This window comes from Sedimenticola thiotaurini (assembly GCF_001007875.1).
In the GTDB taxonomy this organism is placed as follows: Bacteria; Pseudomonadota; Gammaproteobacteria; order Chromatiales; family Chromatiaceae; genus Sedimenticola; species Sedimenticola thiotaurini.
The window spans coordinates 1152357-1176048 of record NZ_CP011412.1 but is presented as its reverse complement, the minus strand read 5'-3'; the positions used below and the strand labels follow the sequence as shown (position 1 = coordinate 1176048).

Genomic DNA, 23692 nt, shown 5'->3' with positions numbered 1-23692 from the left:
GCATCTATTCCAGCTCGGGATAGTGCCGGAGGGGCGGGACAAATCCCTGGTCAAGACCCTACAATAGGCGAAACAACTGTTGCGGATTGAGCCCCATGACACTGATTACCGATCAATCACAGTTCCCGTGCCGACTCTACCAGGCTGAACAGGTACGAAGCCTGGATCGTTGTGCCATTGAGACGTTTGGTATTCCCGGCCTGACCCTGATGGAGCGCGCTGGTGACGCCGCTTTCGACCTGATCCGGACACGTTGGCCCGCCGCACGGCACATCACTGTGCTGTGTGGGCCCGGTAATAACGGCGGAGACGGTTTCGTGGTGGCCCGTCTGGCGATACAGGCGGGGCTGACGGTGCGTCTGCTGCTACTGGGAGACAGTGCAAAACTCCGGGGAGACGCACTGACCAGCGCCGACAAATTTCGTCAGGCAGGGGGACGTATCGAATCCTTTAGTGAGCTGGATTTCTCCACCGACCTGATTGTGGATGGCGTATTGGGTACCGGCCTGGAGCGGCCGGTCACCGGTGATTGGGAAACCGCCCTGTTGGCCGCCAACCGTCATCCGGCGCCAATTCTGGCCCTGGATATCCCCTCCGGACTCCATGCCGATAGTGGTCGCATCCTGGGTTGCGCCATCCGGGCAGAGGCGACCATCACCTTTATCGGACTCAAGCGGGGGCTGTTTACCGGCCAGGGTCCGGCCTGTTGCGGATCGATTGCCCTGGATGATCTGGCGGTGCCGGGCGGTGTCTATCAGAGCATCGATGCAACGGCCCATCTGTTGCGTTGGCAAACCTTCGCGGAACAGTTGGTGCCACGGGTACGCACTCTGCACAAGGGGCAGTGCGGCCATCTGCTGCTGGTTGGTGGTGACCGGGGCTTCTCCGGGGCGATTCGCATGGCGGGTGAGGCGGCGTTGCGAACCGGGGCAGGGCTGGTCTCCATTGCCACCCGGGCTGAGCACGCAGCACTGATCAGCAGTCAACGTCCGGAACTGATGTGTCACGGGATTGAGCAGCCGGAGGCGCTGCTGCCGCTCATGGCCCGGGCTGATGCGGTGGCCATAGGACCGGGCCTGGGTAAGTCGTCCTGGGGGCAGGACATGCTGGGCCAGGTGTTACAGAGCGGTCTGCCCCTGGTGGTGGATGCGGATGGGCTCAATCTGCTGGCCCAGGAGCCTGCCCAGAGAGCGAACTGGATTCTGACCCCCCATCCGGGCGAGGCGGCTCGGTTGTTGGGTTGTGCCACGACAGAGATTCAGGCGGATCGGTTCGGTGCCGTGGTACAGATACAGCAGCGCTTCGCCGGCGTGGTGCTGCTGAAAGGGGCCGGTACATTGATCAGCGGTGGGCCGGACCAGCCAGTCGGCGTCTGTTGCGAAGGCAATCCGGGCATGGCCAGCGGCGGAATGGGTGACCTGTTGACCGGCATTATCGGTAGTCTGCTGGTACAGGGCAGTACGCTGGAGACGGCTGCAGCGATGGGTGCCTGCCTGCACGGGGCTGCCGGGGATCTGGCCGCGAGAGCCGGCGAGCGGGGCATGCTGGCGACCGATCTGTTGCCGGAGATTCGTCGGTTGATCAATCCGGAGGTGAACTGAATGGTGCGGCTGGAGGCCAGTAGTGAGCAGGCGCAGGAGAGGATTGGCGAACGGCTCGCCCGGGTTGCTCCGGCCCGTTGTCTTATCTACCTGACCGGAGACCTGGGGGCCGGCAAGACCACCCTGACCCGTGGCCTGTTGCGCGGTCTGGGGTACCGCGGTGCGGTGAAAAGTCCCACCTACACCCTGATAGAGCCCTATGAGATTGGTGACCAGCGCTGTTATCACCTGGATCTCTACCGTCTCGCCGATCCGGATGAGATTGAATACCTGGGGTTGCGGGACATGCTGGAGGAGGACGCGATCATGCTGGTGGAGTGGCCGGAGCAGGGCGCCGGTGCGCTGCCCGATCCCGACCTGATGATCCATATCGGCTATCTCGACCAGGGCCGGGAGCTGACCCTGAGTGCGGCGACTGAACAGGGCGTTCGGGTGCTGAAAGCGCTGCAGCAGGAGTTAGGTGAAGGAGTTAAGAGTTAAATGTAGGTTAGCTTGCTATCCTTTAGATATTTCTGGAATTTATTGGATTTGCATGCTATCGTTTAATAGCATCACATCATCCGGTCCGGTAATTGAAGCGACACAGAATATGAAGAAGTTAACCGCAATCCTGCTGATGTTGGTCTGTTGGCCGTTGTTGGCCGGGCAGACAGTGGTCGATAATCTTCGTCTCTGGGCAGCGCCAGATCACACTCGCCTGGTCTTTGATACCAGTGGTCCGGTGCAGCACAAACTCTTTACCTTGAAACAGCCGGATCGGCTGGTCATCGATATCAACAGTGCCCGCCTGACCGGTACCATGCCGGTGGTGAATGACAATCCCCTGATCAAACGGGTCCGTAGTGCCCAGCGCAAAGACGGTACCCTGCGGGTTGTGCTGGATCTGCATAACCCGACTCACCCGAAAAGTTTTGTGCTGCGGCCAAACAGCAAATATGGCCACCGGCTGGTGGTGGATCTGTTCGGTGAAGACGAGCCCGCCGGAGGGAAAACGGTACAAAAACCGGTCAAGCAGGTACAAACCGACGGTATGCGCGACGTGGTGATCGCCATCGATGCCGGTCATGGCGGCGAGGACCCCGGTGCCGTAGGTCGGCGGGGAACCTATGAAAAGAATGTGGTGCTCTCCATTGCCCGTAAGCTGGCTGCGCTGGTGCAAAAAGAGCGCGGTATGAAAGCGGTTTTGACCCGGGATGGAGATTACTACCTGCCTCTGCGCAAGCGCATGGACCTGGCCCGATCCCATCGTGCGGATCTGTTTATCTCTATTCACGCCGATTCATTTCGTGATTCCCGGGCTCGCGGTTCATCGGTTTACATCCTCTCCAAGCGCGGCGCTTCAAGTGAAGCGGCACGCTGGTTGGCGGAGAGTGAGAACAGTGCCGACTTGATCGGTGGTGTGAAACTGGAAGACAAGGACGATGTATTGGCCTCGGTGTTGCTGGATCTCTCCCAGACCGGTACCGGGCAGGCAAGTCACGAAGTAGCCAGCAAAGTGCTGACTCAGCTCAAACGGGTTGGGCGAACCCACAAGAGTTCTGTACAGCATGCCGGGTTCGCGGTACTCAAGTCACCTGATGTCCCCTCGATCCTGGTGGAGACAGCGTTTATCTCCAATCCGGACGAGGAGCGCAAACTGGTGAGTTCGGCGCACCAGCAGAAAATGGCCAGCGCCATCATGAGTGGTCTGCGCAGCTATTTCCGCAATAGTCCGCCACCCGGGACCCTGTTGGCTCAACTGAAGTCACGGCAACATACCATCGCCCGGGGTGACACGCTCGGGGCTATCGCCAACCGTTACAACATCAGTCTTGCGAGCCTGAAGTCGGCCAACGGTATTTCCGGTGATGTAATCCGGGTCGGGCAGGTACTGGTGATTCCGGAAACCTGATCCATTCCGTGGCGTCTTAAGCGGTTTATCGGGACCAAACCTCGGCATTCGACCGGTTCGACCCGCGGCTCAAGCCGCCTCTCCTGGTTACTATTGATCCGGATTACCGGATATCCATTTCTGTCCGGTCGGATCGTTAAAAATATACCCCTGCCGACTCACGCCGGCGGCCATTCCCGGTTATAATTCTGACCTTTACCCGCTCACTCAATCCGGGGAGACGTTTCCTGCGAGCGTTGCTCCCGCCGCTATTTCGGTACTGTCCAGATGCGAATACAGGCGCTTCCAGCACAATTGATCAATCAGATCGCGGCCGGCGAGGTGGTGGAGCGCCCTGCATCCGTACTCAAGGAACTGGTGGAAAACAGCCTGGACGCCGGTGCCAGCCGGATCGAGGTGGACATTGAACAGGGCGGTGCGAAGTTGATTCGGGTGCGTGATAACGGCGCTGGCATCCATCCGGAAGATCTGCGGTTGGCGCTGTCCCGTCATGCCACCAGCAAGATCACCACGCTGGAAGAGCTGGAGCGGGTCAGCAGCATGGGGTTTCGCGGTGAGGCCCTGCCCAGTATCGCTTCCGTTTCCCGCCTGAGTATCGCTTCCCGCGCAACCGGTCAGGAGAGTGGCTGGATTGTCAGTAGCGATGGTGGCGACCGGTTTGCTGATCCGGCACCCAGCGCCCACCCCCAGGGCACCACGGTGGAGGTGCGGGACCTGTTCTACAATACCCCGGCGCGCCGCAAGTTCATGCGTACCGAAAAGACCGAATTCGGTCATATCGAAACCCAGTTGAAGCGGCTGGCCTTGAGTCGGTTTGATGTCTCCTTCAGTCTCTCCCATAACCGCAAAGAGGTGTTTACCCTGCCACTTGCTGACCAGGTAATGGAGCAGGAGCGCCGGCTGGCCGGTCTGCTCGGTTCCGGATTCCTGGAACAGACCATTCATCTGGATCGGGAGCAGGCGGGCCTCGCCCTGCGTGGCTGGGTTGCCCGGCCGGTTTTCTCCCGCAGCCAGGCCGATATGCAGTATTTCTACGTCAACGGGCGCATGGTCAGGGACAAGCTGGTCACCCATGCGGTACGGCAGGCGTTCCAGGATGTACTGTTCCACGGTCGCCATCCGGCCTATGTACTCTACCTGGATCTGGATCCGTTGCAGGTGGACGTGAATGTCCATCCCGCCAAACATGAAGTGCGCTTCCGTGATGGTCGGATGGTGCATGGATTTATCTATCGCACTCTGCATCAGGTACTGGCCGATACCCGGCCCGGACAGGAGGTTGATCGCTCCACCGGAGAGATTCGGCTGGTGGAGGCGGAACAGCGGCCTGTAACTCCGGTGAGCGGCTCGAATGCCTACCAAAGACCGCTGGGATTCCAGGTTCAGGAGCGTCCGGCCACTTATCAGCCCAGTTTTGATATGCAGCAACCGCTGCCGACCCCGGCGGCACGGGAAGGGGCTCGGGAAGAGGATGACATTCCGCCGCTCGGTTTCGCTCTGGCACAACTGAAAGGGGTTTACATTCTGGCCGAGAATGCCACCGGACTGGTTCTGGTGGATATGCACGCCGCCCATGAGCGGATCACTTATGAGCGTTTCAAACAGGCGGTGGTGGACGGGGGGATCAGTCGCCAGCCATTGCTGGTCCCGGTATCGGTATCTGTGAGCTCCCGGGAGGCCGACCTGGCGGAGTCACAACAGGCATTGTTCCGGGAACTGGGCCTGGAAGTTGACCGCCTGGGAGCGGAGACCCTGGTTGTACGGGCTATACCGGTGCTGTTACAGGGGGCTGATGGAGAGAAACTACTGCGGGATGTTTTGTCCGATATTGTGGTGCATGGCAGTAGTGAACGGATCCGGGATGAGATAAACCAGGTGCTCGCCACCATGGCCTGCCATGGTTCGGTCAGGGCTAATCGGCGCCTGACCATTGAAGAGATGAACGCCCTGTTGCGGGACATGGAGCGGACCGAGCGCAGTGATCAGTGCAATCACGGGCGACCGACTTGGGTGCAGATGGATATGACCCGCCTGGACAAGCTGTTTCTCCGGGGGCAGTAGTGGATCAGGAGAGCGCATCACAGGCGGCGCTGCCCCCCGCCATATTCCTGATGGGGCCGACGGCCTCAGGCAAAACTGCGTTGGCCATGGAACTGGTAGAAAAACTGCCCTGTGAGATCATCAGTGTCGATTCCGCGCTGGTTTACCGGGGTATGGATATCGGCACGGCCAAGCCGGATGCGGCGGAACTGGCTAAGGCGCCCCATCGATTGATTGATATCTGTGATCCGAGCGAGGCCTATTCTGCGGCCCGCTTCCGGGAGGATGCCCTGGCCGCGATGACTGAAATCAGTGCGGCCGGACATATTCCACTGCTGGTGGGGGGTACCATGCTCTATTTCAGGGCGCTGGAGTATGGGCTCTCCCGGTTGCCGGATGCAGATCCGGAAATTCGGCTGGAGTTGGAGCGTGAAGCCGTTTTATCAGGATGGCCGAAGATGCATGGTCAGCTTAAAACAGTTGATCCTGAAGCAGCAGCCAGAATTCATCCCAACGATCCCCAGAGAATACAGCGGGCTCTGGAAGTCTATCGATTAACCGGACAACCCATGTCACGTTTGCAACTTGAGTCTAATCAGGACCCGTTGCCCTATCGCCTGATCAAACTGGCCCGGGCTCCCCGTGACAGAGCAGAACTGCACCAGCGGATCGCTGATCGTTTTCATCAGATGTTGGCACAGGGTTTTGAAGCGGAAGTCCGGGGCCTGCTGGAGCGAGGTGACCTGACGCCCGATTTGCCATCCATGAGATCGGTGGGATATCGCCAGATGATTCGTTATCTGCAGGGCGATTGGGACCGGAAAACCATGGTGGAACGGGGTATTATTGCAACCCGGCAACTGGCCAAGCGGCAGTTCACCTGGTTGCGTTCCTATCCGGATGTACACTGGCTGGACGAAGAGCAGGGAGATATTTTGCAACAAGCCTTGAAAATTGTCCGTGCCGGCCTCAGCTTAGAATGACAGTGTGAGCTGTGTATGAAAAAACCTGTAAATTATTGGACTTTTTTCTGGTAGAAGCTTGTACCATAGCCTATTTTTTAAATACTGACGCGATATTACAATAAGGAGAACTCTGATGTCTAAGGGGCAAAGTCTACAGGACCCTTTCCTCAACACGCTTCGAAAAGAGCGTATTCCCGTATCGATCTTCCTGGTGAATGGAATCAAGCTACAGGGGCAGATTGAATCGTTTGATCAGTTTGTGGTATTGCTGAAAAATACGGTCAGTCAAATGGTATATAAACATGCCATTTCCACTGTGGTTCCCGCGAGGAATGTGCGGTTGCAGATGCCGGGTAGTGATGACGCCACCGAACTCGGCAATAGCTGAACAAAGCGGATTAGAGGTACTGGTCAGCTGCTCCGCCCCAGGGGAGACTGGCAGATTTTGCAAGCGGATCGTCTCCGATGGCACGGTTGGCGATGATGCTTGTCCACAGGCTGCCCCAAACCTGCTCCTGATAATGGGCAGGCCAGGGTGGCTTACGTAGGTTTTTGTTATTCCATATTTCACAGATAGATGCCGACCTTTATGCCCCAGGCAGTAAAAACCCCATCTTCACTCCCTTATCCCAAGATATGATACCTTTGAGAGTTCAAGTTCTGTGTTCTGACTATGGTTTGGACGCTTGCCCGGAAGATCTGATGAGCGTGCTACCGTCCGGCAGGATTCAGCGTGTTTGAACGTCCCAAGATCGGTGAAAAAGCCATACTGGTCCATGTGGACATGGATGCCAGGGCGGATTCGGATGAGATTGATGAATTCAGGGAACTGGTGGTCTCCGCCGGTGCAATGCCGGTAGGCATGGTGACTGGGAGTCGCAGATCTCCTGATCCACGACTGTTTATCGGCAGCGGCAAGGCAGATGAGATCCGCGACCTGATCCGCATGGAAGAGGCTGAGTTGGTGATATTCAACCACGCGCTCTCTCCCAGTCAGGAGCGTAATCTTGAGCGGGAGTTTCAGTGCCGGGTAGTCGACCGAACCGGGTTGATTCTGGATATTTTTGCCCAACGGGCACGCTCTTTCGAGGGTAAGCTCCAGGTGGAACTGGCGCAATTACGGCACTTGTCGACCCGCCTGGTTCGAGGCTGGACCCATCTGGAACGTCAGAAGGGTGGTATCGGTCTGCGTGGTCCGGGTGAAACCCAGCTTGAAACAGACCGCCGACTGCTGAATCACCGTATTGCCCAGATTCGGCGCCGGCTGGAGAAAGTCGATAGCCAGCGTAATCAGGGTCGCAAAGCACGCAGCAAGGCGGAGATCCCGACGGTCTCGCTGGTCGGTTATACCAATGCGGGAAAGTCGACCCTGTTCAACAGGTTAACTGATGCAGAGGTGTATGCGAAGGATCAGCTGTTCGCGACCCTGGATCCGACGCTGCGCCGGCTGGATCTTCCGGGGGAAGGCGCCTGTGTTGTGGCCGACACAGTGGGTTTCATTTCTAATCTCCCCCATGCCCTGGTCGCCGCCTTCAGATCCACCCTTCAGGAGACATCAGAAGCATCCCTGCTGCTCCATGTGATAGATGCGGCAAGTCCCCAGCGGGCAGTCTGTATCGCGGAGGTAAACGATGTACTGAAGCAGATCGGGGCGGACAAGATTCCACAGATCGAAATCTACAACAAAATCGATCTGACTGAGACCGAAGGTCCCCGGATTGAACGTGACGAGGATGGACTGGTCAAACGAATCTGGTTGTCGGCCCTGACAGGCGATGGTATCGACCTGCTCAAGCAGGCATTGGCGGAGTTTTACCATCAGGAGCATGTACACAAGCTACTGCAGCTGCAACCGGCAGATGGCCGATTGCGAGCTCGATTGTTTGAGTTGGGGGGGGTCATCTCCGAAACAGTTACCGAATCCGGTGGATGGGATATGGAGATTGACCTGCCCAGGGTCGCTTATGAGCGACTGTTGCAGCAGGAACTGGTACTCGAAAGCCGCTTGGTGGGTGGATAAACAGATAAACTGATTCGCCGTTAGTCCTAACTAATGTTAAGTTAGGAAAAATTAGCTGCCCGGATGATTGTGCAGTATCCTCCGGGTATATTATTTACTTACTAGAAAGCACTGGAGTTATCGATGGCCTGGAATGAACCGGGGGGAGACAATAAAGATCCCTGGAGTGGTAAAGGGGGCGAACAAGGCCCACCAGACTTGGATGAAGTGGTCAAAAAGATGCAGGACAGGCTGGGAGGCCTGTTTGGCGGAAAGGGCGGCAGTGGTGGTAGCCGCTCAGGTGGCGGTTCGGGTGCAGGACCCGCCGGAACCAAAGGCATAATTGGCCTGGTAGCAGTTGGGCTGATTGTACTGCTTGCGTTCAAGAGCTTCTATACGGTTGAGCCGGCAGAACGCGGCGTGGTATTGCGTTTCGGTGCTTACCATGAAGTGACCCAGCCCGGCCTCAACTTCCTTATTCCGGTGGTTGATGATGTCATCAAGGTGAACGTCGACCAGATCTCCACATTCCCATCCAAGGAAACCATGCTGACCAAGGATGAGAATATTGTTGATATCGAGTTGACCGTCCAGTTCCGGGTACAGGACCCGGTTGATTACCTGTTCCAGGACCGCGATCCTGACAAGACGATCCGGGATGTAACCGAGACAGCCCTGCGGGAAACGATCGGTAAGAGCAATCTTGATTTTATCCTGACCGAAGGGCGTAGTTCGATTGCCAACGATATCAAACTGCGTATACAGGAGCTGATCAGCTTCTATAAGACTGGTCTGGAAGTGACCAGTGTGAACACCCAGCCGGCTAAGCCGCCCGAGGCTGTCAAGAGCGCCTTTGATGATGCCATCAAGGCCCGTGAGGACAAAGCCAGGCAGGAAAACCAGGCGGAAGCCTATGCCAATGATGTTGTACCCAGAGCGCGGGGTGCGGCGGCGCGCGTGATTGCTGCCGCCAAGGCTTATAAAGAGCAGGTTATCGCAGAAGCTGAAGGTGAATCCTCACGTTTTCTGGCGGTCATGAAAGAGTATGAAAAGGCGCCTGTTGTCACCCGTCAGCGACTCTATCTGGAGACGCTCGAGCAGGTGATGGGCAATACCAACAAGGTGATAATGGACGTGAAATCCGGCAACAGCCTGATGTATCTGCCCCTGGACAAGTTGATCGAGGCGAAGCCCGAATCGATTATGCGTGGCAGCACCAATTCTCAGACAAAAGTAACCGAGCCGGTGCAGGACTTGCTGCGTGAAGATACCCGCAGCAGGAGGGTACGTTAATGAATAACGGAAAGATTAGTATTTTTTTCGTAGGTGTAATCCTGCTGGCCGGATTGTTACTCTCATCCCTGTTTGTGGTGAACCAGTGGGAGATGGCTATCAAGCTGCAGTTCGGTAAGATAGTCGATTCCGACTACGAACCCGGTCTGCATTTCAAGATTCCACTTATCCAGAATGTGCGGAAGTTCGATGGCCGTATCCAGACCATGGACTCGAATCCCGAGCGTTTCCTGACCATTGAAAAGAAAGACGTGATCGTCAACTCATACGCCAAGTGGCGTATTACCAATGCAGCCCAGTATTTCCGTTCTACCGGCGACAATGTGGCCAATGCAACCCGGTTGCTGTCGGAACGGATCAATACCAGTCTGCGTGACGAGTTCGGTAAACGCACAATTCAGGAAGTAATCTCCGGAGAGCGGGCGGAAATCATGGCCTTGCTGACCAAGGATGCTGACGAAAAAGCAGCTGAACTGGGTATAGAGGTGCTTGACGTGCGAGTGAAGCAGATCGACCTGCCGATGGAGGTGAGTCAGTCTGTCTATGACCGTATGCGTGCTGAACGTGAGCGGGTTGCCGCTGAACTGCGTGCTCAGGGTGCCGAGGCGGCTGAAACGATTCGGGCCAACGCCGATGCACAGCGGGTGGTGATTATGGCCAATGCCTACAAACTCTCCGAGGAGACCCGAGGCGAGGGCGATGCGCTGTCAGCTGAGATCTACGCCAATGCATTCCAGCAAAACAAAGAGTTTTACGCCTTCTATCGTAGCCTTAATGCCTACGGTAAAACGTTCAACAGCAGCGGGAATATGATGGTGTTGGATCCCGACTCCGAATTCTTCCGCTACTTCAAGAACGCAGAAGGTACCCCCTAAAGCGGACACTTCCCGCCCCAGTGGGGGCGGGAGGCGGAGAAATGGACAATTCCGGCCCGGTTTGGCAGAATCGGCGCCGCTGTCCATAAAACCAGAATGTGCTGGCCGGGTTATCAGCCCGGCCTTATTTTTGTCCAGGCATGGACTTATACAGCGAAGCACAGGGAAGTCGAGAGCATGACCGGACTCTGATATGTGGCATGACTTATGGGTTGCCTTAGCGCTGGTGATGGTGATTGAAGGTATAATTCCCTTTTTAAGTCCGGGCACTACCAAACAGATGGTGCTGGCTATTGTTAAGATGGATGATAAATCCCTGCGAATCAGTGGATTGATCAGCATGGTCCTAGGTGTGCTGGCACTCTACCTTGTAAATTAGATTGAGAAAACGATGAACAATGCGCATTGGTTGTTGCCGGAGGGGATTGATGAACTCCTTCCTCCCCAGGCGCTTCAACTGGAGAGGGTACGTCGGGACCTTCTGGACCTGTTCCACAGTTGGGGATATGACCTGGTACAGCCACCCCTGATTGAATACCTGGAATCTCTGCTGACCGGTACCGGTGGTGATCTGGATCTGCGCACCTTCAAGCTGACCGATCAGATCACCGGAAGAACCCTCGGTATCCGGGCTGATATAACCCCCCAGGCCGCCCGTATCGACGCCCACCAGTTACGGCGTGAAGAGCCGACCCGGCTCTGTTACGCGGGAACAGTGCTCAATACACGCAATGATGATTTCGCCGGTTCACGCTGCCCGGTGCAGATTGGGGCGGAACTGTACGGTCATTCAGGGGAAGAGAGCGACCAGGAGATACTCAGCCTGATGCTGAAGACGCTGGAGCGTGCCGGCATCGGTAATGTCTACCTCGATCTGGGGCACGTGGGCATCTTTCGTGCGCTGGCCGAAGAAAGCGGCCTGGACAAACAGCAGGAGTTGGCGCTGTTCGATGCCTTACAGCGCAAGGCAGTTCCGGAGATCGAGGCCCTGTTAGACGCCTGCAGTATTGATCAGGCCGCCCGCAGTCGGTTGGCTTCGCTGGCCAGTCTCAGCGGGGATGATGCACTGAAGCGTGCCCGACAATCGCTGGATGGTGCTGGCGCTTCGGTGCTGGCGGCCCTGGCGCAACTGGAGCGGCTGGCGGCACTGCTGGCAGAGCAGTGTCCGGAAGTGCCGGTGCATTTTGATCTGGCCGAACTGCGCGGTTACCACTATCATACCGGGGTTGTATTTGCGGCCTTTGTGCCAGAGCTCGGTCAGGAGATCGCCCGTGGCGGGCGTTATGATGATATCGGCCTGCTGTTTGGGCGGGCGCGACCTGCGTGCGGTTTCAGTGCCGATCTGAAGATGCTGTTGCGTCTTGGTAGTGCGGCCAACCTGAACGACGCGACTGGAATTTTTGCCCCGGCAGACAATGACCCGGCTTTGCGGCAACGGGTGGATGAGCTGCGCGCCGAAGGGCGTCGGGTAGTGATGGCGTTACCCGGTCAAAGAGGTGACGCCAGTGCGATGAGTTGTGGGGAGGCCCTGGTAAAACAGGGTGATAACTGGGTTGTTCAGGCGCTCTGAAGCCTCTGGCAAACTCGTGAAATCACGTATTAAAGAGTACGAACATGGGTAAAAATGTAGTGGTAATCGGCACCCAATGGGGTGACGAAGGCAAGGGAAAAATCGTCGATCTGCTGACCGACCGGGCCGAGGCAGTAGTCAGGTTCCAGGGTGGTCACAATGCCGGTCACACCTTGGTAATAGACGGAAAGAAAACCGTTTTACACCTGATTCCTTCCGGGATTTTGCGGGCAAACGTCCGCTGTCTGATCGGAAATGGTGTCGTACTTTCACCCAGTGCGCTGCTGGAGGAGATGGAGGTACTGAAACAGAATGGGGTGCCCGTATTCGAGCGGCTGGGAATCAGTGAATCCTGTCCCCTGATCCTGCCTTACCATATCGCCCTTGACCAGGCCCGGGAGACAGCCCGTGGCAAGAAAGCCATCGGTACCACCGGCCGCGGTATTGGTCCCGCTTATGAAGACAAGGTCGCCCGACGGGGCATCCGCTTTGGTGAGCTGTGCGACGAAGCGCTGTTCAAGGAGCGGTTACGGGAAGTGATGGAGTACCATAACTTCACCCTGGTCAACTATTTCAAGGCCGATGCGGTGGATTACCAGCAGGTGCTGGATGAGTCACTGGCCAAGGCCGAACTCCTCACCCCTATGGTGGAAGATGTGACTGGTACCCTGCACAGAATGCGTGCCGAAGGTCGCAACGTCATGTTCGAGGGCGCCCAGGGCGCACTGCTGGACATCGATCATGGAACCTATCCCTATGTGACCTCATCCAACACCACCGCTGGTGGTGCTGCCTGCGGCAGTGGTGTGGGACCCTGTCACATCGATTATGTGCTGGGTATTGTCAAGGCTTACACCACCCGGGTGGGTGCGGGACCGTTCCCGACCGAACTGTTTGACGACATGGGTAACCACCTGGGCGAGAAAGGGCACGAGTTTGGTGCCACCACCGGGCGCAAGCGGCGCTGCGGATGGCTGGATGCGGTGAGCCTGAAAAGATCGTTGGAAATCAACAGCGTCACCGGTATCTGTATTACCAAGCTGGATGTGCTGGATGGCTTGGAAACCCTGAAGATCTGCGTCGCTTACAAGCACAATGGCAGCGAAGTGACAGTCCCCCCGGCCGGTGCAGACGGTTTCGAAAAGTGCGAGCCGATCTATATGGAGATGCCGGGCTGGAGCGAATCAACAATCGGTGCGGAGAGTGTTGATGGTCTGCCGGAGAACGCCCGCCGCTATCTGGAGAAGATTGAAGAACTGACCGGCGTGCCGGTGGATGTGATCTCTACCGGGCCGGACCGCAAAGAGACCATCGTGGTACGTCATCCGTTTGACGTCTGACCAGAGCAGCCGGTGCTGAAAAGAGGACGACGGGGCCAGCTTGGCCCCGTTTTAGTTGCAGCGGAAAAACCCTGTATTGTCATATTAAATGGGAAAATGGTACACATCTTCTGGCTAAGTCTGTATGATTAATCGGTTTACTCCTGTACAACTCCATTGATGAACTCCTTCGGTGGATTTTGCACCATCCCCCCAGAGGTTATCATTATGGACTCCGCTCCCGCTCCCGCCGGTTTCGACACATTTGGTTTGTCGCCGGCCGTACTCCAGGCTATTCAGGATCAGGGTTACGAAATCCCGACCCCCATCCAGGCGGCCTGTATCCCCGAACTGCTGGCCAACCGCGACCTGCTTGGTCAGGCCCAGACCGGTACAGGTAAAACCGCCGCCTTCGCCCTGCCATTGCTGAGCAACATTACACTCAATTCACGGGATCCCCAGGTACTGGTTATCACCCCGACCCGGGAGTTGGCGCTGCAAGTGGCTGAGGCATGCCAAAGTTATGCCAAACATCTGAAGGGTTTCCATGTCCTGCCGGTATACGGCGGTCAGGGTATGAGTCTCCAGCTACGGCAGTTGCAACGTGGTGCCCAGGTGATCGTAGGCACGCCAGGAAGGGTCATCGACCATCTCAAACGGGGCACTCTGAAGCTGGGAAATATAAAAAGCCTGGTGCTGGATGAGGCCGATGAGATGCTCAAGATGGGCTTTATCGACGAGATCGAATGGATCTTCGAACAGGCCCCAGAACAGCGCCAGGTGGCGCTGTTTTCCGCCACCATGCCCGACTCCATCCGCAAGGTGGCGAAGAAATACCTGCGCAATCCGGTTGAGATCAAGATCAAGTCGAAAAGCGAGGCGGTGACGGCGATTGACCAGGTGCACTACGTGGTCAGCCGGGATCTCAAGATGGACGCCATGACCCGCATCCTTGAGGTGGAAGAGTTCGATGGCATGATTGTGTTCGTGCGCACCAAACTGGCCACGGTGGAGGTGGCGGACAAACTGGAGGCACACGGTTTTGCCGCCGAAGCGTTGAATGGGGATATGAACCAGGCGATGCGGGAACGCACTATCGACCGACTCAAGCGGGGCAAGCTGGATATTGTGGTGGCTACCGATGTGGCCGCCCGGGGTCTGGATGTGGAGCGCATCAGCCACGTGGTCAATTACGACATCCCGAATGACCCGGAGTCTTATGTACATCGCATCGGGCGGACCGGCCGGGCAGGGCGTAAGGGCAAGGCGCTGCTGTTTGTACAACCCCGGGAGAGCCGCCTGCTGAAGGCCATCGAGCGCTCTATCCGGCAACAGATTCCGGTCATGGAACTGCCTTCCGCCAATGATCTAAGCGAACATCGGATCGACCGTTTTACTACCCTTCTCCGGGAAACCCTGGCCCAGCAGGATCTCGATTACTATTACGGGCTGGTCCAGCGTATGACCCGGGAGCAGGAGATGAGTGAGCTGGACATCGCAGCCGCACTCACCTACCTTGGACAGAAGGAGCGGCCGTTTATCGTCAAGGACGTGGTGGATACCGCTGCCCGTCGCAGCAAGGCCCGAGGTCGGAAAGAGCCGGCGGCCTACCGGCCTGAGGGTCCGGCGGATAAGGGCAAGCGTAAGCCCAAGGGCGAGCGGAGGTCTGGCAAAAGTGATGTCCCGATGGAGACCTATCGACTGCAGGTGGGTTCAAAACACGGTGTGACACCCCGTGAAGTGGTGGGGGCACTGGCCAATGAAGCAGGTCTGGAGGGCGCCTATATCGGGCAGGTCCGGATCGAAGAGGATCATACCCTGGTGGATCTTCCCGAGGGAATGCCGGGTGATGTCTACAAGCATCTGCAACGCGTCTATGTCTGTAATCAGCCGTTGCGACTAAAGCCCTTGAAAGCACGCCAGGTTGGCGTAAAGGCGCAGCCGGAGAAGCCTAAAAAGGCCAAAAAGCGCAGTAAAAAACCGAAGCATAAGAAGTTTGAGTCGCCCGCAGCCGGGGAATGATGATGGCTGGTGGGGGATTTGGATGGAAAATTAAAGCGGGCAGAGTGGCTATACAGTAAATAACACCTGTCCTGTGTTGGCGCTAATGAGGAGAGGTGGAAAGTGAGAACTGCATGGATAATGCTGACGGTGGTGCTGATGAACATCACCGCAGCCAACGCCCTGGAGGTCAATATCACCCGAGACCTGGGCCAGTTCCAGGTGACCCACGGGCCGCGGCAGATCACGATCATGCGCCGGCAGGATCATACATCGACCATTGCGCCCGACTTTTCCCTGACTGCGCGGCCCTGTCCACCATTCTGTGCCCAGCCGATGCAGGTGGCGGAGGGCGTCACCACCATTGGTGAAGTTGAACTTGTCGACTTTATGCGTCGACAACTGGCGGACGGCAGCGGCATCCTGATCGATGCCAGAACAGCGGACTGGCATGCCCGCGGCACCATACCCGGATCGGTGAATATCCCGTTTACCAGACTGAATCCGGCGCAGGGCGCGGATGATATTACTCTGAGTGAATCCCTGAGCCAGCTGGGTGTCACGGAACAGGATGAGGGTTGGGATTTTTCCCAAGCAAAGCAGGTGGTACTTTGGTGTAATGGCCCCTGGTGCGGTCAATCACCGACCGCCATCAAGGGCCTGCTGAGTATCGGTTATCCGGCCGGAAAGCTGCTCTACTATCGCGGTGGCATGCAGTTATGGCAGGTGTTCGGACTACCCGTTGTCACCCCGGACGGGCAGTTGATCGAGGAGTAAGCCGGATCAAAGCCTCAGGCGCGGGAGATGAACTTCCCGGTACCGGTATTGATCTTGATGGTCTCGCCGGGCTCCAGGTATTCAGGTACCTGGATCTCCAGTCCGGTGGTCAGGGTGGCCGGTTTTGTGCGTCCGGTTGCGGTGGCACCTTTGATGCCGGGCGCGGTATCGGTAATAGTGAGGGAGACCGACTGGGGTAGCTCAATTCCCAGCAGTTTGCCGTCCACCAGCAGAGCAGTGATCCCTTCCAGCCCTTCGGTCAGGTAACCGACCTGGTCCTCGATATCCTCCCGGTTGATGGCGTACTGGCTGTAATCCTCCATATCCATGAAGACATACTGGTCGCCGTCCAGGTAGGAGTACTGCACCTGAGGACGCAGGCAGTCGATACCCTGCAGCAGATCGTCGCCCTTGTAGGACTCGTCCAGTTTCTGCCGGGTCTGCAGGTTGGTGAAACGGACCTTGTACAGGGTGGCGGCGCCCCGGGATGAGGGGCTTTTGGTTTCAACCTGTTTCACCACATGGGGTGCGCCGTTGATCTCCACAATGACGCCTCGTTTTAAATCACACGCTTTCGGCACGACAATGCTCCACTACTGGATTCGGGGCGGCAATTATAACAGATGGTGCGGCAACGGAATCGGTCTGCGATGCTGGGTACGGAAGATCATTCACCCCTGGTCGGAGAGCAGGTGATCAAAGGCGGGTGCGTCGATTGCCAGATCAGCCAGGGTGTACGCCTCCAGTACCTGGTAAAAGGCTTCCTGGGCTTCCGCCAACACGCCTGTCAGGCGGCAGACGGGCCGTATTTTGCAACCGCAATTTTCGCTCTTGAAGCACTCCACCAGCACACTGTTCCGCTCCGTCTGTCTGATCAGCTTACCTATATTGATGGCATTCGGGCTCAACGCCAGCTGTATGCCGCCACCCTTGCCCCGGAGAGTTTCGATATAGCCCTGTTGTCCCAGGTAGTGGACCACTTTGGTCAAGTGGTTGCGAGAAACCCTGTAGCTGTTGGCCAGTTCCCCCACGGTGGTCAGTTTTTCCCGGTTCTGGGCGAGATAGATGAGTACCCTGATGGTGTAATCGGTAAAGGTTGTCAGACGCATGAAAGCTGGTTGTTAATATGTATTTGAAATGTTGATTCTCTCAAATCGGCATGCTAGATTAAACATGCAAATAATATATAGCTTATAGGTTGTCTGGAATGAAAGATAACGCTGTCGATCAGGCCATTACGTCCGAGGGAGTCTATAACCTGCTGCGGGAGATTGTTGATCCGGAAGTGGGCGTCAATGTGGTCGACATGGGCCTGATTTATGACGTGCTTGTCCAGAGTGAGCGGATTGAGGTGACTATGACCCTGACATCGCCCGCCTGCCCGATGGGTGCCCACCTCGCGGATGAGTGCCGGCAGGTACTGGCGGATGCAGTGGGGTCGCAGATACCGGTAGCGGTCAGCCTGGCCTGGGAGCCGCCCTGGAGCCCGGAGATGATGTCAGATGAGGCCAAGCAGCTATTGGGCTGGCAGTGATCCGGCAGCAGGGGACAGGTCCTCTGATTAACAGTAATCCACTGTATGCAAGGTAATGAAGATGTGGCGCGATCTTAAGCCGGTGTACCGCTATCCCATCCTGGTGCTGGGTATGTTGTCTCTGCTCATCGGTGTGCTGGCCGGTCTGGGCAGATTGGGGGTGGCGGTTCCCCATATCGCTCTGCAGCAGGTAGCTCTGCACGGTGTACTGATGATTCCAGCCTTTTTCGGTACCGTGATCGGGTTGGAGCGGGCGGTGGCGATTGGTCAGCGCTGGGCCTATGCTGCCCCGTTGTTCACCGGCTCTGGGGGCGTTGTGCTGCTGTTGGGTGTCGCTCCGGTTACCGGTCTGAGCCTACTGACGGTCGGTAGTCTGCTGTTTCTTATCGCTTCGGCCAAGGTGCTCTATATCCAACAGGCGGTGCACAACTGGATTCTGCTGGGTGGAGTTGCCGGGCTGTTTATCGGAAATCTACTGCTACTGAACGGTCAGTCGGTAAACCAGGTGCTCTACTGGTGGATCGCCTTTCTGGTCCTGACCATTGCCGGCGAACGGCTGGAGTTGAGTCGTCTGGTGATCCGGGATCCGCGCAAACGCGTAGCGCTTGCCCTGTTATCGCTGATCCCGTTGGCTGGTGCCGCCATCGAGGGGCTTTATCCCTCGTTCGGTTTGATCCTGTTTGCCGTCGGGTTGGTGGGTATCGGGGGTTGGCTGCTGCTGTTCGATATTGCCCGGCGGACCGTACGCCAGAAAGGCCTGACCCGTTTTACCGCGGTCTGCATGCTGGCGGGTTACGGCTGGTTGTTGCTGGCAGCACTCCTTTTTCTGGGGATGGGGGTAGGATGGGGTGGTATCAGTCGGGACGCCGCCCTGCATGGGATTTTTCTCGGCTTTGTCTTCTCCATGGTCATCGGTCACGCCCTGATTATTTTCCCCGCAGTGACCCGGCTGAAGATTCCCTATTCGCCGGCGTTCTACTTCCCCATGCTTCTCCTGCAACTCTCGCTACTGTTGCGTATCGCCGGTGGGCTCGGCGGCAATGCCGGTTTCCTGATCCAGGGCGCTGTCCTGAATGCCCTGACCCTGGCGCTGTTTATCCTGACCCTGCTCTGGAGTATCGGGCGTGGTTTGACCGGACGGTCGGTACCGGACAGGGGAGAGGCATCACCGGATATCTGATGATCTGCCTGTTCTGTGCGGTTTGAAATGGTGGGCGCGCCTGGGATCGAACCAGGGACCCCTACCGTGTGAAGGCGAAAAAAAGCCATTTTCAGTCAATGCTTTGCGTCATAACCTTCTGATTTTATTGAATTCACTAATAAGTGGAATCGACAGCTATAAAGGGCTAGGATTTACAAACTCTGAAATCAGGGCCACTGCCATGCAGAAAGGTAATCCCCCCGAAAAATAGTGGCGTTTATAAGTAGAATTTTCCAATATAGAGATTGAAGGAGAATCTACGTGAAGAAATCCCGCTGTAATGAGCCCCAAATCATCAGTATCCTCAAAGAGGCGGAGAACGGCATACCGGTAGCCGAACTCTGCCGAAAACACGGGATGAGCGACGCCACCTTCTATAATTGGCGCTCCAAATACGGGGGCATGGATGTCTCGATGATGAAGCGCATGAAAGAACTGGAAGAAGAGAACCGTCGCCTGAAGAAGATATACGCTGAAGAGCGGCTGAAGGCAGAGATCATCCAGGAAGCGCTTGAAAAAAAGTAGTAAGGCCATCTCGAAGCAGGGAGATGGCCAGGCAAGCGGTTGAACAGCGACAGATTTCGATCCGTATGGCCTGCCGCCTGTTCGGTATCAGTGAAACCTGCTATCGATACCAGGCCAAGCTTTCGGGTGAAAATTCCCATATAGCGGACTGGCTGCTGAGATTGACGACCACTCACCGGACCTGGGGCTTCGGGTTCTGTTTTCTGTATCTGCGCAATGTGAAGGGCTATGGCTACAATCAGAAGCGTGTGTACAGGGTCTACCGGGAGTTGGAACTCAACCTGCGAATCAAGCCAAAACGGCGCTTGAGGCGGGATAGGCCGGATGAACTGGCCGTGCCACGCCAGATCAATGATATGTGGTCAATGGACTTCATGCATGACAAATTGAGAGATGGGCGTAGCTTCCGCACCTTCAATGTGATCGATGACTACAACCGGGAGGGGCTGGGTATTGAAGTGGATTTGTCACTCCCGGCGCTGCGAGTCATCCGGAGCCTGGAGCAGATTATCGAATGGCGAGGAAAGCCCAAGGCGATCCGGTGCGACAATGGTCCAGAATATCTGAGCGGTCGACTGGTGGAATGGGCCGACAAGCAGCGTACCCAGCTCCAGTATATTCAGCCAGGCAAGCCACAACAGAATGCCTATGTGGAACGATTCAATCGGACGGTCAGGCATGAGTGGTTAGATCAGCATCTGTTTGAGTCCATTGCTCACGCCCAGGATACGGCAACGAAATGGCTCTGGAGCTACAATAACGAACGGCCTAATATGGCACTTGGTGAAATAACCCCGATTCAGAAGTTAACCCAGGTTGCATGACCTCTACTTTTGAGCGTCATTAAAAATGGGGGGATTACCCCACCCCGCCCGGTTCGCTTGAGGGATATTTATTCTTATAATTCAGAAAATGCCCATATCCGCTCTAATAGAATGGTATTATCGGACGATAACCAATAAATAGGGAATTTGTCTTGAAATTCTATTGTTTAGAACTTAACTTATAAGTTAATATTGTGAAGCTAGTAATTATCGAAAGGGGGCGTTTCACTGTCACTGCATACGTGGACACTGATTCTACCGGAAAAGATTGCATTCCAGTTTTCGACGATATGAAAGGACTAGGAAAGCGGTATGCGGGATCTGTAAAAGGTGCTGCGGATCTTTTTAAGAAGTATGCGGAGCATGGAAGACTTAGACCGGATGGGGTTACAGAGGAGCAACTTCATCATGCGAATTATGATCCTGATATTTTCCAGTTTATTAAAGGAGATGTCAGGATTTTTTGCGCCATTGACGAAGGTATGGTGGTTCTGATCAATGCTGGTATCAAGCGCGGCCAAAGACCGAATCGTAAGGATGTCAATAAGGCAATCAAAGTACAGAGAGCCTATTTAGATGCAAAAGTTAAATGTATGTTGGAGTTCATGGAAAAACAGCGGGGGTAGCAATGAGCATTAGTGAGACTTTAGATTGGTATGATTCTTTAGAGAATGATGTCGGATATGCTTGTGAGCGGAACAAAAATGATTTTGCTGTTTTGATTAATACCTTGATGATGGAGCAAGGAATAAGCAAAGCTGATTTATCACGGCTTACCAGGAAGAGTGCACCTTATGTCACCAAAGTTTTACGCGGTGATGCTAACTTAACTATTTCCAGTATGACTAAGCTGCTTGATGCTATCGACTGTAATTTACATATCACGGGTTGCCGTAAGGAGCACGAAATAAAATCTTTCAAGATTATTTCCAATGGACAGTCTATGGGGATGACTCCAGCACAAAAAGATGCAACTTCAATTTGGGTTAAGCAGGCAAATTATGACCAGCAAGCCGCATAATGTCCGGATTGAACAGTATTTCTTTCCTGAGACTCATGTAGTAGCACTACAAAACCACGACCCAGCAGGGGAACTGCACGGCACTAAGCAGAAAGTCTCTCATCATATCGAAAAAGTAGAGGGCGACCAGATTCGACATGGTGTATCTCTCATTATCGAGACCGATGACGAGGCGAGTGTTAATCCTCCATATCAGTACAAGATTGGTGCTTACGGTGTATTTCAGCCGCAGTCGGATGAGTCTGAAGAGTTACTTCAAGGCTACCTGGATAATGTCGAGCCTGTAGCTATACAGATTTTAATGGGTGCAGCTAGAGAGCATCTAGCGGCCATCACGGCACGCAGTCCGTGGGCTACTTTCATATGTAACACAGCGACCATCAATTTTACCTTCCCTGATCAGGAAGCGCCCAACGAACAGGATACCGACTGAATCATTAGCCCAGGGTGTTGCAGGCCTCGGTAAAGCCGCCCTGGCACTTGCCCTCGCTTGGCTAGTCCGGCGGGGGTTTTGTGCTTTAATTCTCAGAAAGTGGTTTTACAGGGGATTTACAAGGGCTTTTTTATTGCTCACGTAGTTCTAGCAAAATAACTTAAGCCATTGTTTTTAATTGGTGGGCGCGCCTGGGATCGAACCAGGGACCCCTACCGTGTGAAGGTAGTGCTCTCCCGCTGAGCTACGCGCCCCCTAAGTGGAGGTGCGCAATTCTAGTGATTTGTTTCTCCCAGGTCAAATGCTCGATACGCAGAACCATACACATCTGCTAGAATGCGCCTCTTTCCGATATTGGCTGCCCGGTAGTGAGTTATGACGACCATCCGTACCCGTTTTGCCCCCAGTCCAACCGGTTACCTCCATGTGGGAGGTGCCCGTACTGCACTCTTCTCCTGGCTCTATGCCAGACACCATGGCGGTGCCTTCGTGTTACGCATCGAGGACACTGACCTGGAACGTTCAACCGAGGCGGCGGTCAACGCCATTCTGGAGGGGATGACCTGGCTGGGCCTGGAGTACGAAGAGGGGCCGTTTTACCAGACCCATCGGTTTGATCGCTATAACGAAGTGATTGATGAACTGCTGGCCAGTGGCCACGCCTACCGTTGCAACTGTTCAAAGGAGCGCCTGGACGGTCTGCGTGCCGCAGCTGAAAAGAGCGGCGGGATGCGCGGCTATGATGGCCACTGTCGGGATAAGTTTGTCAGTCCCGATGAGCCACACGTGGTGCGCTTCCGTAATCCGGAAACCGGCGTGGTGGCCTTTGATGACCAGGTACATGGCAAAGTAGTGGTGCACAATTCCGAGCTGGATGATCTGATCATCCGCCGCACTGATGGCTCGCCCACCTATAACCTGACGGTGGTGGTGGATGACCATGATATGGGGATCACCCACGTGATCCGGGGCGATGATCACAAGCGTAACGCCTCGCGCCAGATCAATATTTTCAAGGCCCTGGGTTGGGACGTGCCCCGGTACGCCCACGTGGCCCTGATCATGGGTGATGATGGCACCAAGCTCTCCAAGCGCCATGGTGCGGTCAGCGTGATGCAGTACAAGGAAGACGGTTTTCTGCCGGAGGCGCTGCTCAACTACCTGGTGCGACTGGGTTGGTCCCACGGTGACCAGGAGATATTCTCGGTCGATGAGCTGATCCGCCTGTTTGATATTGCGGATGTCAACAAGGCCGCTTCCACCTTCAACACAGAGAAGTTGCTCTGGCTGAATCAACACTACATCAAGGCTGGCGATCCGGCCCATCTGGCCCACCTGTTGAGCTACCATATGGGCAAGCTGGGCATTGACCCGTCCCAGGGTCCGGATCTGGTTGAAGTGGTCAAGGCGCAGCAGGAGCGGGCCCGCACGTTGGTGGAGATGGCCGAGATCAGCAGCTTCTTCTACCGGGACTTTGATGAGTTTGACGCCGACGCGGCCAAAAAACACCTGCGCCCGGTCGCCCGGGAGCCGTTGGAGCGAATGCGTACCGCTTTGGAAGTCCAGACAGACTGGTCCCCGGAGGCACTGCACCAGCTGGTGATGGATGTATCGGCGGAACTGGAGGTAAAAATGGGCAAGGTGGCCCAACCCCTGCGCGTGGCGGTGGTGGGACGGGCGGCCTCGCCCGGTATCGATGTGACCCTCAGTCTGGTGGGGCAGGCGGCCTGCCTGCGTCGGATTGACCGGGCGCTGGATTACATCAGCAAGCGGGAAACGAACGCCTGATTCGAGGCGAATTGGATAACAGAATATCAGCAACT

At 55.9% G+C, this 23692-nt stretch carries 23 protein-coding genes and 1 tRNA gene; 21 read left to right on the top strand and 3 right to left on the bottom strand.

Annotated features, from left to right (window positions below; genetic code table 11):
- The first annotated feature begins 95 nt into the window (after positions 1-95).
- The 14 genes from AAY24_RS05240 to AAY24_RS05175 all read left to right on the top strand — a co-directional run bounded on the left by AAY24_RS05240 (position 96) and on the right by AAY24_RS05175 (position 16331).
- The gene (locus AAY24_RS05240) at positions 96-1601 is read left to right on the top strand and encodes a bifunctional ADP-dependent NAD(P)H-hydrate dehydratase/NAD(P)H-hydrate epimerase (protein WP_046858790.1); all 1506 of its coding nucleotides are present in this window, start codon (positions 96-98) and stop codon (positions 1599-1601) included.
- Entirely contained in the window at positions 1602-2081 is a 480-nt protein-coding gene (gene tsaE / locus AAY24_RS05235) for a tRNA (adenosine(37)-N6)-threonylcarbamoyltransferase complex ATPase subunit type 1 TsaE (RefSeq protein WP_046858789.1), read from the top strand.
- 109 nt (positions 2082-2190) lie between these two features.
- Positions 2191-3492: an N-acetylmuramoyl-L-alanine amidase gene (locus tag AAY24_RS05230; RefSeq protein ID WP_052761076.1), complete on the top strand. Its 1302-nt coding sequence runs from the start codon at positions 2191-2193 to the stop codon at positions 3490-3492.
- Between the two features lie 267 nt (positions 3493-3759).
- Positions 3760-5553, top strand: coding sequence for a DNA mismatch repair endonuclease MutL (gene mutL / locus AAY24_RS05225; RefSeq protein ID WP_046858788.1), 1794 nt, complete (start codon positions 3760-3762; stop codon positions 5551-5553).
- A 50-nt stretch (positions 5554-5603) separates the two neighbouring features.
- Positions 5604-6515, top strand: coding sequence for a tRNA (adenosine(37)-N6)-dimethylallyltransferase MiaA (miaA, locus tag AAY24_RS05220; protein ID WP_046861033.1), 912 nt, complete (start codon positions 5604-5606; stop codon positions 6513-6515).
- 115 nt (positions 6516-6630) lie between these two features.
- Entirely contained in the window at positions 6631-6885 is a 255-nt protein-coding gene (hfq, locus tag AAY24_RS05215; RefSeq protein ID WP_046858787.1) for an RNA chaperone Hfq, read from the top strand.
- A 345-nt stretch (positions 6886-7230) separates the two neighbouring features.
- Positions 7231-8517 (top strand): ribosome rescue GTPase HflX, encoded by a 1287-nt coding sequence (gene hflX / locus AAY24_RS05210; protein ID WP_046858786.1) that lies wholly within the window; start codon positions 7231-7233, stop codon positions 8515-8517.
- Between the two features lie 123 nt (positions 8518-8640).
- On the top strand, positions 8641-9789 hold the full coding sequence (gene hflK, locus AAY24_RS05205) for an FtsH protease activity modulator HflK (protein ID WP_046858785.1): 1149 nt from the start codon (positions 8641-8643) through the stop codon (positions 9787-9789).
- Positions 9789-10664 carry a protease modulator HflC gene (gene hflC, locus AAY24_RS05200; protein ID WP_046858784.1) on the top strand — a complete coding sequence of 292 codons (876 nt, stop codon included), beginning with the start codon at positions 9789-9791 and terminating at the stop codon, positions 10662-10664. Before hflK ends, hflC begins: the two co-directional genes overlap by 1 nt.
- 193 nt (positions 10665-10857) lie before the next feature.
- On the top strand, positions 10858-11043 hold the full coding sequence (locus AAY24_RS05195; protein ID WP_046858783.1) for a DUF2065 domain-containing protein: 186 nt from the start codon (positions 10858-10860) through the stop codon (positions 11041-11043).
- 12 nt (positions 11044-11055) lie between these two features.
- Positions 11056-12234: an ATP phosphoribosyltransferase regulatory subunit gene (locus AAY24_RS05190; RefSeq protein ID WP_046858782.1), complete on the top strand. Its 1179-nt coding sequence runs from the start codon at positions 11056-11058 to the stop codon at positions 12232-12234.
- A 44-nt stretch (positions 12235-12278) separates the two neighbouring features.
- The gene (locus AAY24_RS05185; protein WP_046858781.1) at positions 12279-13574 is read left to right on the top strand and encodes an adenylosuccinate synthase; all 1296 of its coding nucleotides are present in this window, start codon (positions 12279-12281) and stop codon (positions 13572-13574) included.
- Between the two features lie 207 nt (positions 13575-13781).
- Entirely contained in the window at positions 13782-15575 is a 1794-nt protein-coding gene (locus AAY24_RS05180; RefSeq protein WP_052761075.1) for a DEAD/DEAH box helicase, read from the top strand.
- 102 nt (positions 15576-15677) lie between these two features.
- On the top strand, positions 15678-16331 hold the full coding sequence (locus AAY24_RS05175) for a rhodanese-like domain-containing protein (protein WP_234422247.1): 654 nt from the start codon (positions 15678-15680) through the stop codon (positions 16329-16331).
- 14 nt (positions 16332-16345) lie between these two features.
- On the opposite strand, the gene efpL is transcribed toward AAY24_RS05175, so the two are convergent.
- Together efpL and AAY24_RS05165 are read right to left on the bottom strand one after the other, a co-directional pair.
- Positions 16346-16912, bottom strand: coding sequence for an elongation factor P-like protein EfpL (efpL, locus tag AAY24_RS05170; protein ID WP_046858779.1), 567 nt, complete (start codon positions 16910-16912; stop codon positions 16346-16348).
- A gap of 90 nt (positions 16913-17002) precedes the next feature.
- A complete protein-coding gene (locus AAY24_RS05165; RefSeq protein WP_046858778.1) occupies positions 17003-17440 on the bottom strand; it encodes an RrF2 family transcriptional regulator in 438 nt (145 codons plus the stop codon).
- Between the two features lie 98 nt (positions 17441-17538).
- On the opposite strand from AAY24_RS05165, the gene AAY24_RS05160 reads away from it, so the two are divergent.
- From AAY24_RS05160 to AAY24_RS05130, 6 genes are all read left to right on the top strand, one after another.
- Positions 17539-17865 carry a metal-sulfur cluster assembly factor gene (locus AAY24_RS05160; protein ID WP_046858777.1) on the top strand — a complete coding sequence of 109 codons (327 nt, stop codon included), beginning with the start codon at positions 17539-17541 and terminating at the stop codon, positions 17863-17865.
- A gap of 61 nt (positions 17866-17926) precedes the next feature.
- Complete coding sequence (locus tag AAY24_RS05155; protein WP_046858776.1) at positions 17927-19045, top strand: hypothetical protein; 1119 nt, start codon at positions 17927-17929, stop codon at positions 19043-19045.
- 282 nt (positions 19046-19327) lie between these two features.
- Positions 19328-20415, top strand: a protein-coding gene (locus AAY24_RS05145) for an IS3 family transposase (RefSeq protein WP_418064575.1) whose coding sequence is annotated in 2 segments (ribosomal slippage) — positions 19328-19580 and positions 19580-20415 — 1089 coding nt in all. Because the reading frame shifts where the segments join, the coding sequence is not laid out codon by codon here.
- Between the two features lie 194 nt (positions 20416-20609).
- Positions 20610-21041, top strand: a complete 432-nt coding sequence (locus tag AAY24_RS05140) for a hypothetical protein (RefSeq protein ID WP_199930497.1) — start codon at positions 20610-20612, stop codon at positions 21039-21041.
- Positions 21042-21043: 2 nt separating this feature from the next.
- Positions 21044-21436 (top strand): helix-turn-helix domain-containing protein, encoded by a 393-nt coding sequence (locus tag AAY24_RS05135; protein ID WP_046858772.1) that lies wholly within the window; start codon positions 21044-21046, stop codon positions 21434-21436.
- Positions 21417-21869, top strand: a complete 453-nt coding sequence (locus tag AAY24_RS05130) for a hypothetical protein (protein WP_046858771.1) — start codon at positions 21417-21419, stop codon at positions 21867-21869. Before AAY24_RS05135 ends, AAY24_RS05130 begins: the two co-directional genes overlap by 20 nt.
- A 179-nt stretch (positions 21870-22048) precedes the next feature.
- On the opposite strand, the gene AAY24_RS05125 is transcribed toward AAY24_RS05130, so the two are convergent.
- A tRNA-Val gene (locus AAY24_RS05125) sits at positions 22049-22123 on the bottom strand.
- A 121-nt stretch (positions 22124-22244) separates the two neighbouring features.
- On the opposite strand from AAY24_RS05125, the gene gltX reads away from it, so the two are divergent.
- Positions 22245-23657, top strand: a complete 1413-nt coding sequence (gene gltX / locus AAY24_RS05120; RefSeq protein WP_046858770.1) for a glutamate--tRNA ligase — start codon at positions 22245-22247, stop codon at positions 23655-23657.
- Positions 23658-23692: the final 35 nt, after the last annotated feature.

Bases quoted from the DNA above. Each gene is read 5' to 3' on its own strand.
- hflC (WP_046858784.1), top strand. From the start codon at position 9,789: ATGAATAACGGAAAGATTAGTATTTTTTTCGTAGGTGTAATCCTGCTG.
- hfq (WP_046858787.1), top strand. From the start codon at position 6,631: ATGTCTAAGGGGCAAAGTCTACAGGACCCTTTCCTCAACACGCTTCGA.
- mutL (WP_046858788.1), top strand. From the start codon at position 3,760: ATGCGAATACAGGCGCTTCCAGCACAATTGATCAATCAGATCGCGGCC.
- hflK (WP_046858785.1), top strand. From the start codon at position 8,641: ATGGCCTGGAATGAACCGGGGGGAGACAATAAAGATCCCTGGAGTGGT.
- AAY24_RS05160 (WP_046858777.1), top strand. From the start codon at position 17,539: ATGAAAGATAACGCTGTCGATCAGGCCATTACGTCCGAGGGAGTCTAT.
- AAY24_RS05190 (WP_046858782.1), top strand. From the start codon at position 11,056: ATGAACAATGCGCATTGGTTGTTGCCGGAGGGGATTGATGAACTCCTT.
- AAY24_RS05135 (WP_046858772.1), top strand. From the start codon at position 21,044: ATGAGCATTAGTGAGACTTTAGATTGGTATGATTCTTTAGAGAATGAT.
- tsaE (WP_046858789.1), top strand. From the start codon at position 1,602: ATGGTGCGGCTGGAGGCCAGTAGTGAGCAGGCGCAGGAGAGGATTGGC.
- AAY24_RS05130 (WP_046858771.1), top strand. From the start codon at position 21,417: ATGACCAGCAAGCCGCATAATGTCCGGATTGAACAGTATTTCTTTCCT.
- AAY24_RS05165 (WP_046858778.1), bottom strand. From the start codon at position 17,440: ATGCGTCTGACAACCTTTACCGATTACACCATCAGGGTACTCATCTAT.
- AAY24_RS05155 (WP_046858776.1), top strand. From the start codon at position 17,927: ATGTGGCGCGATCTTAAGCCGGTGTACCGCTATCCCATCCTGGTGCTG.
- miaA (WP_046861033.1), top strand. From the start codon at position 5,604: ATGGGGCCGACGGCCTCAGGCAAAACTGCGTTGGCCATGGAACTGGTA.
- AAY24_RS05240 (WP_046858790.1), top strand. From the start codon at position 96: ATGACACTGATTACCGATCAATCACAGTTCCCGTGCCGACTCTACCAG.
- AAY24_RS05185 (WP_046858781.1), top strand. From the start codon at position 12,279: ATGGGTAAAAATGTAGTGGTAATCGGCACCCAATGGGGTGACGAAGGC.
- AAY24_RS05180 (WP_052761075.1), top strand. From the start codon at position 13,782: ATGGACTCCGCTCCCGCTCCCGCCGGTTTCGACACATTTGGTTTGTCG.
- AAY24_RS05195 (WP_046858783.1), top strand. From the start codon at position 10,858: ATGTGGCATGACTTATGGGTTGCCTTAGCGCTGGTGATGGTGATTGAA.
- gltX (WP_046858770.1), top strand. From the start codon at position 22,245: ATGACGACCATCCGTACCCGTTTTGCCCCCAGTCCAACCGGTTACCTC.
- AAY24_RS05230 (WP_052761076.1), top strand. From the start codon at position 2,191: ATGAAGAAGTTAACCGCAATCCTGCTGATGTTGGTCTGTTGGCCGTTG.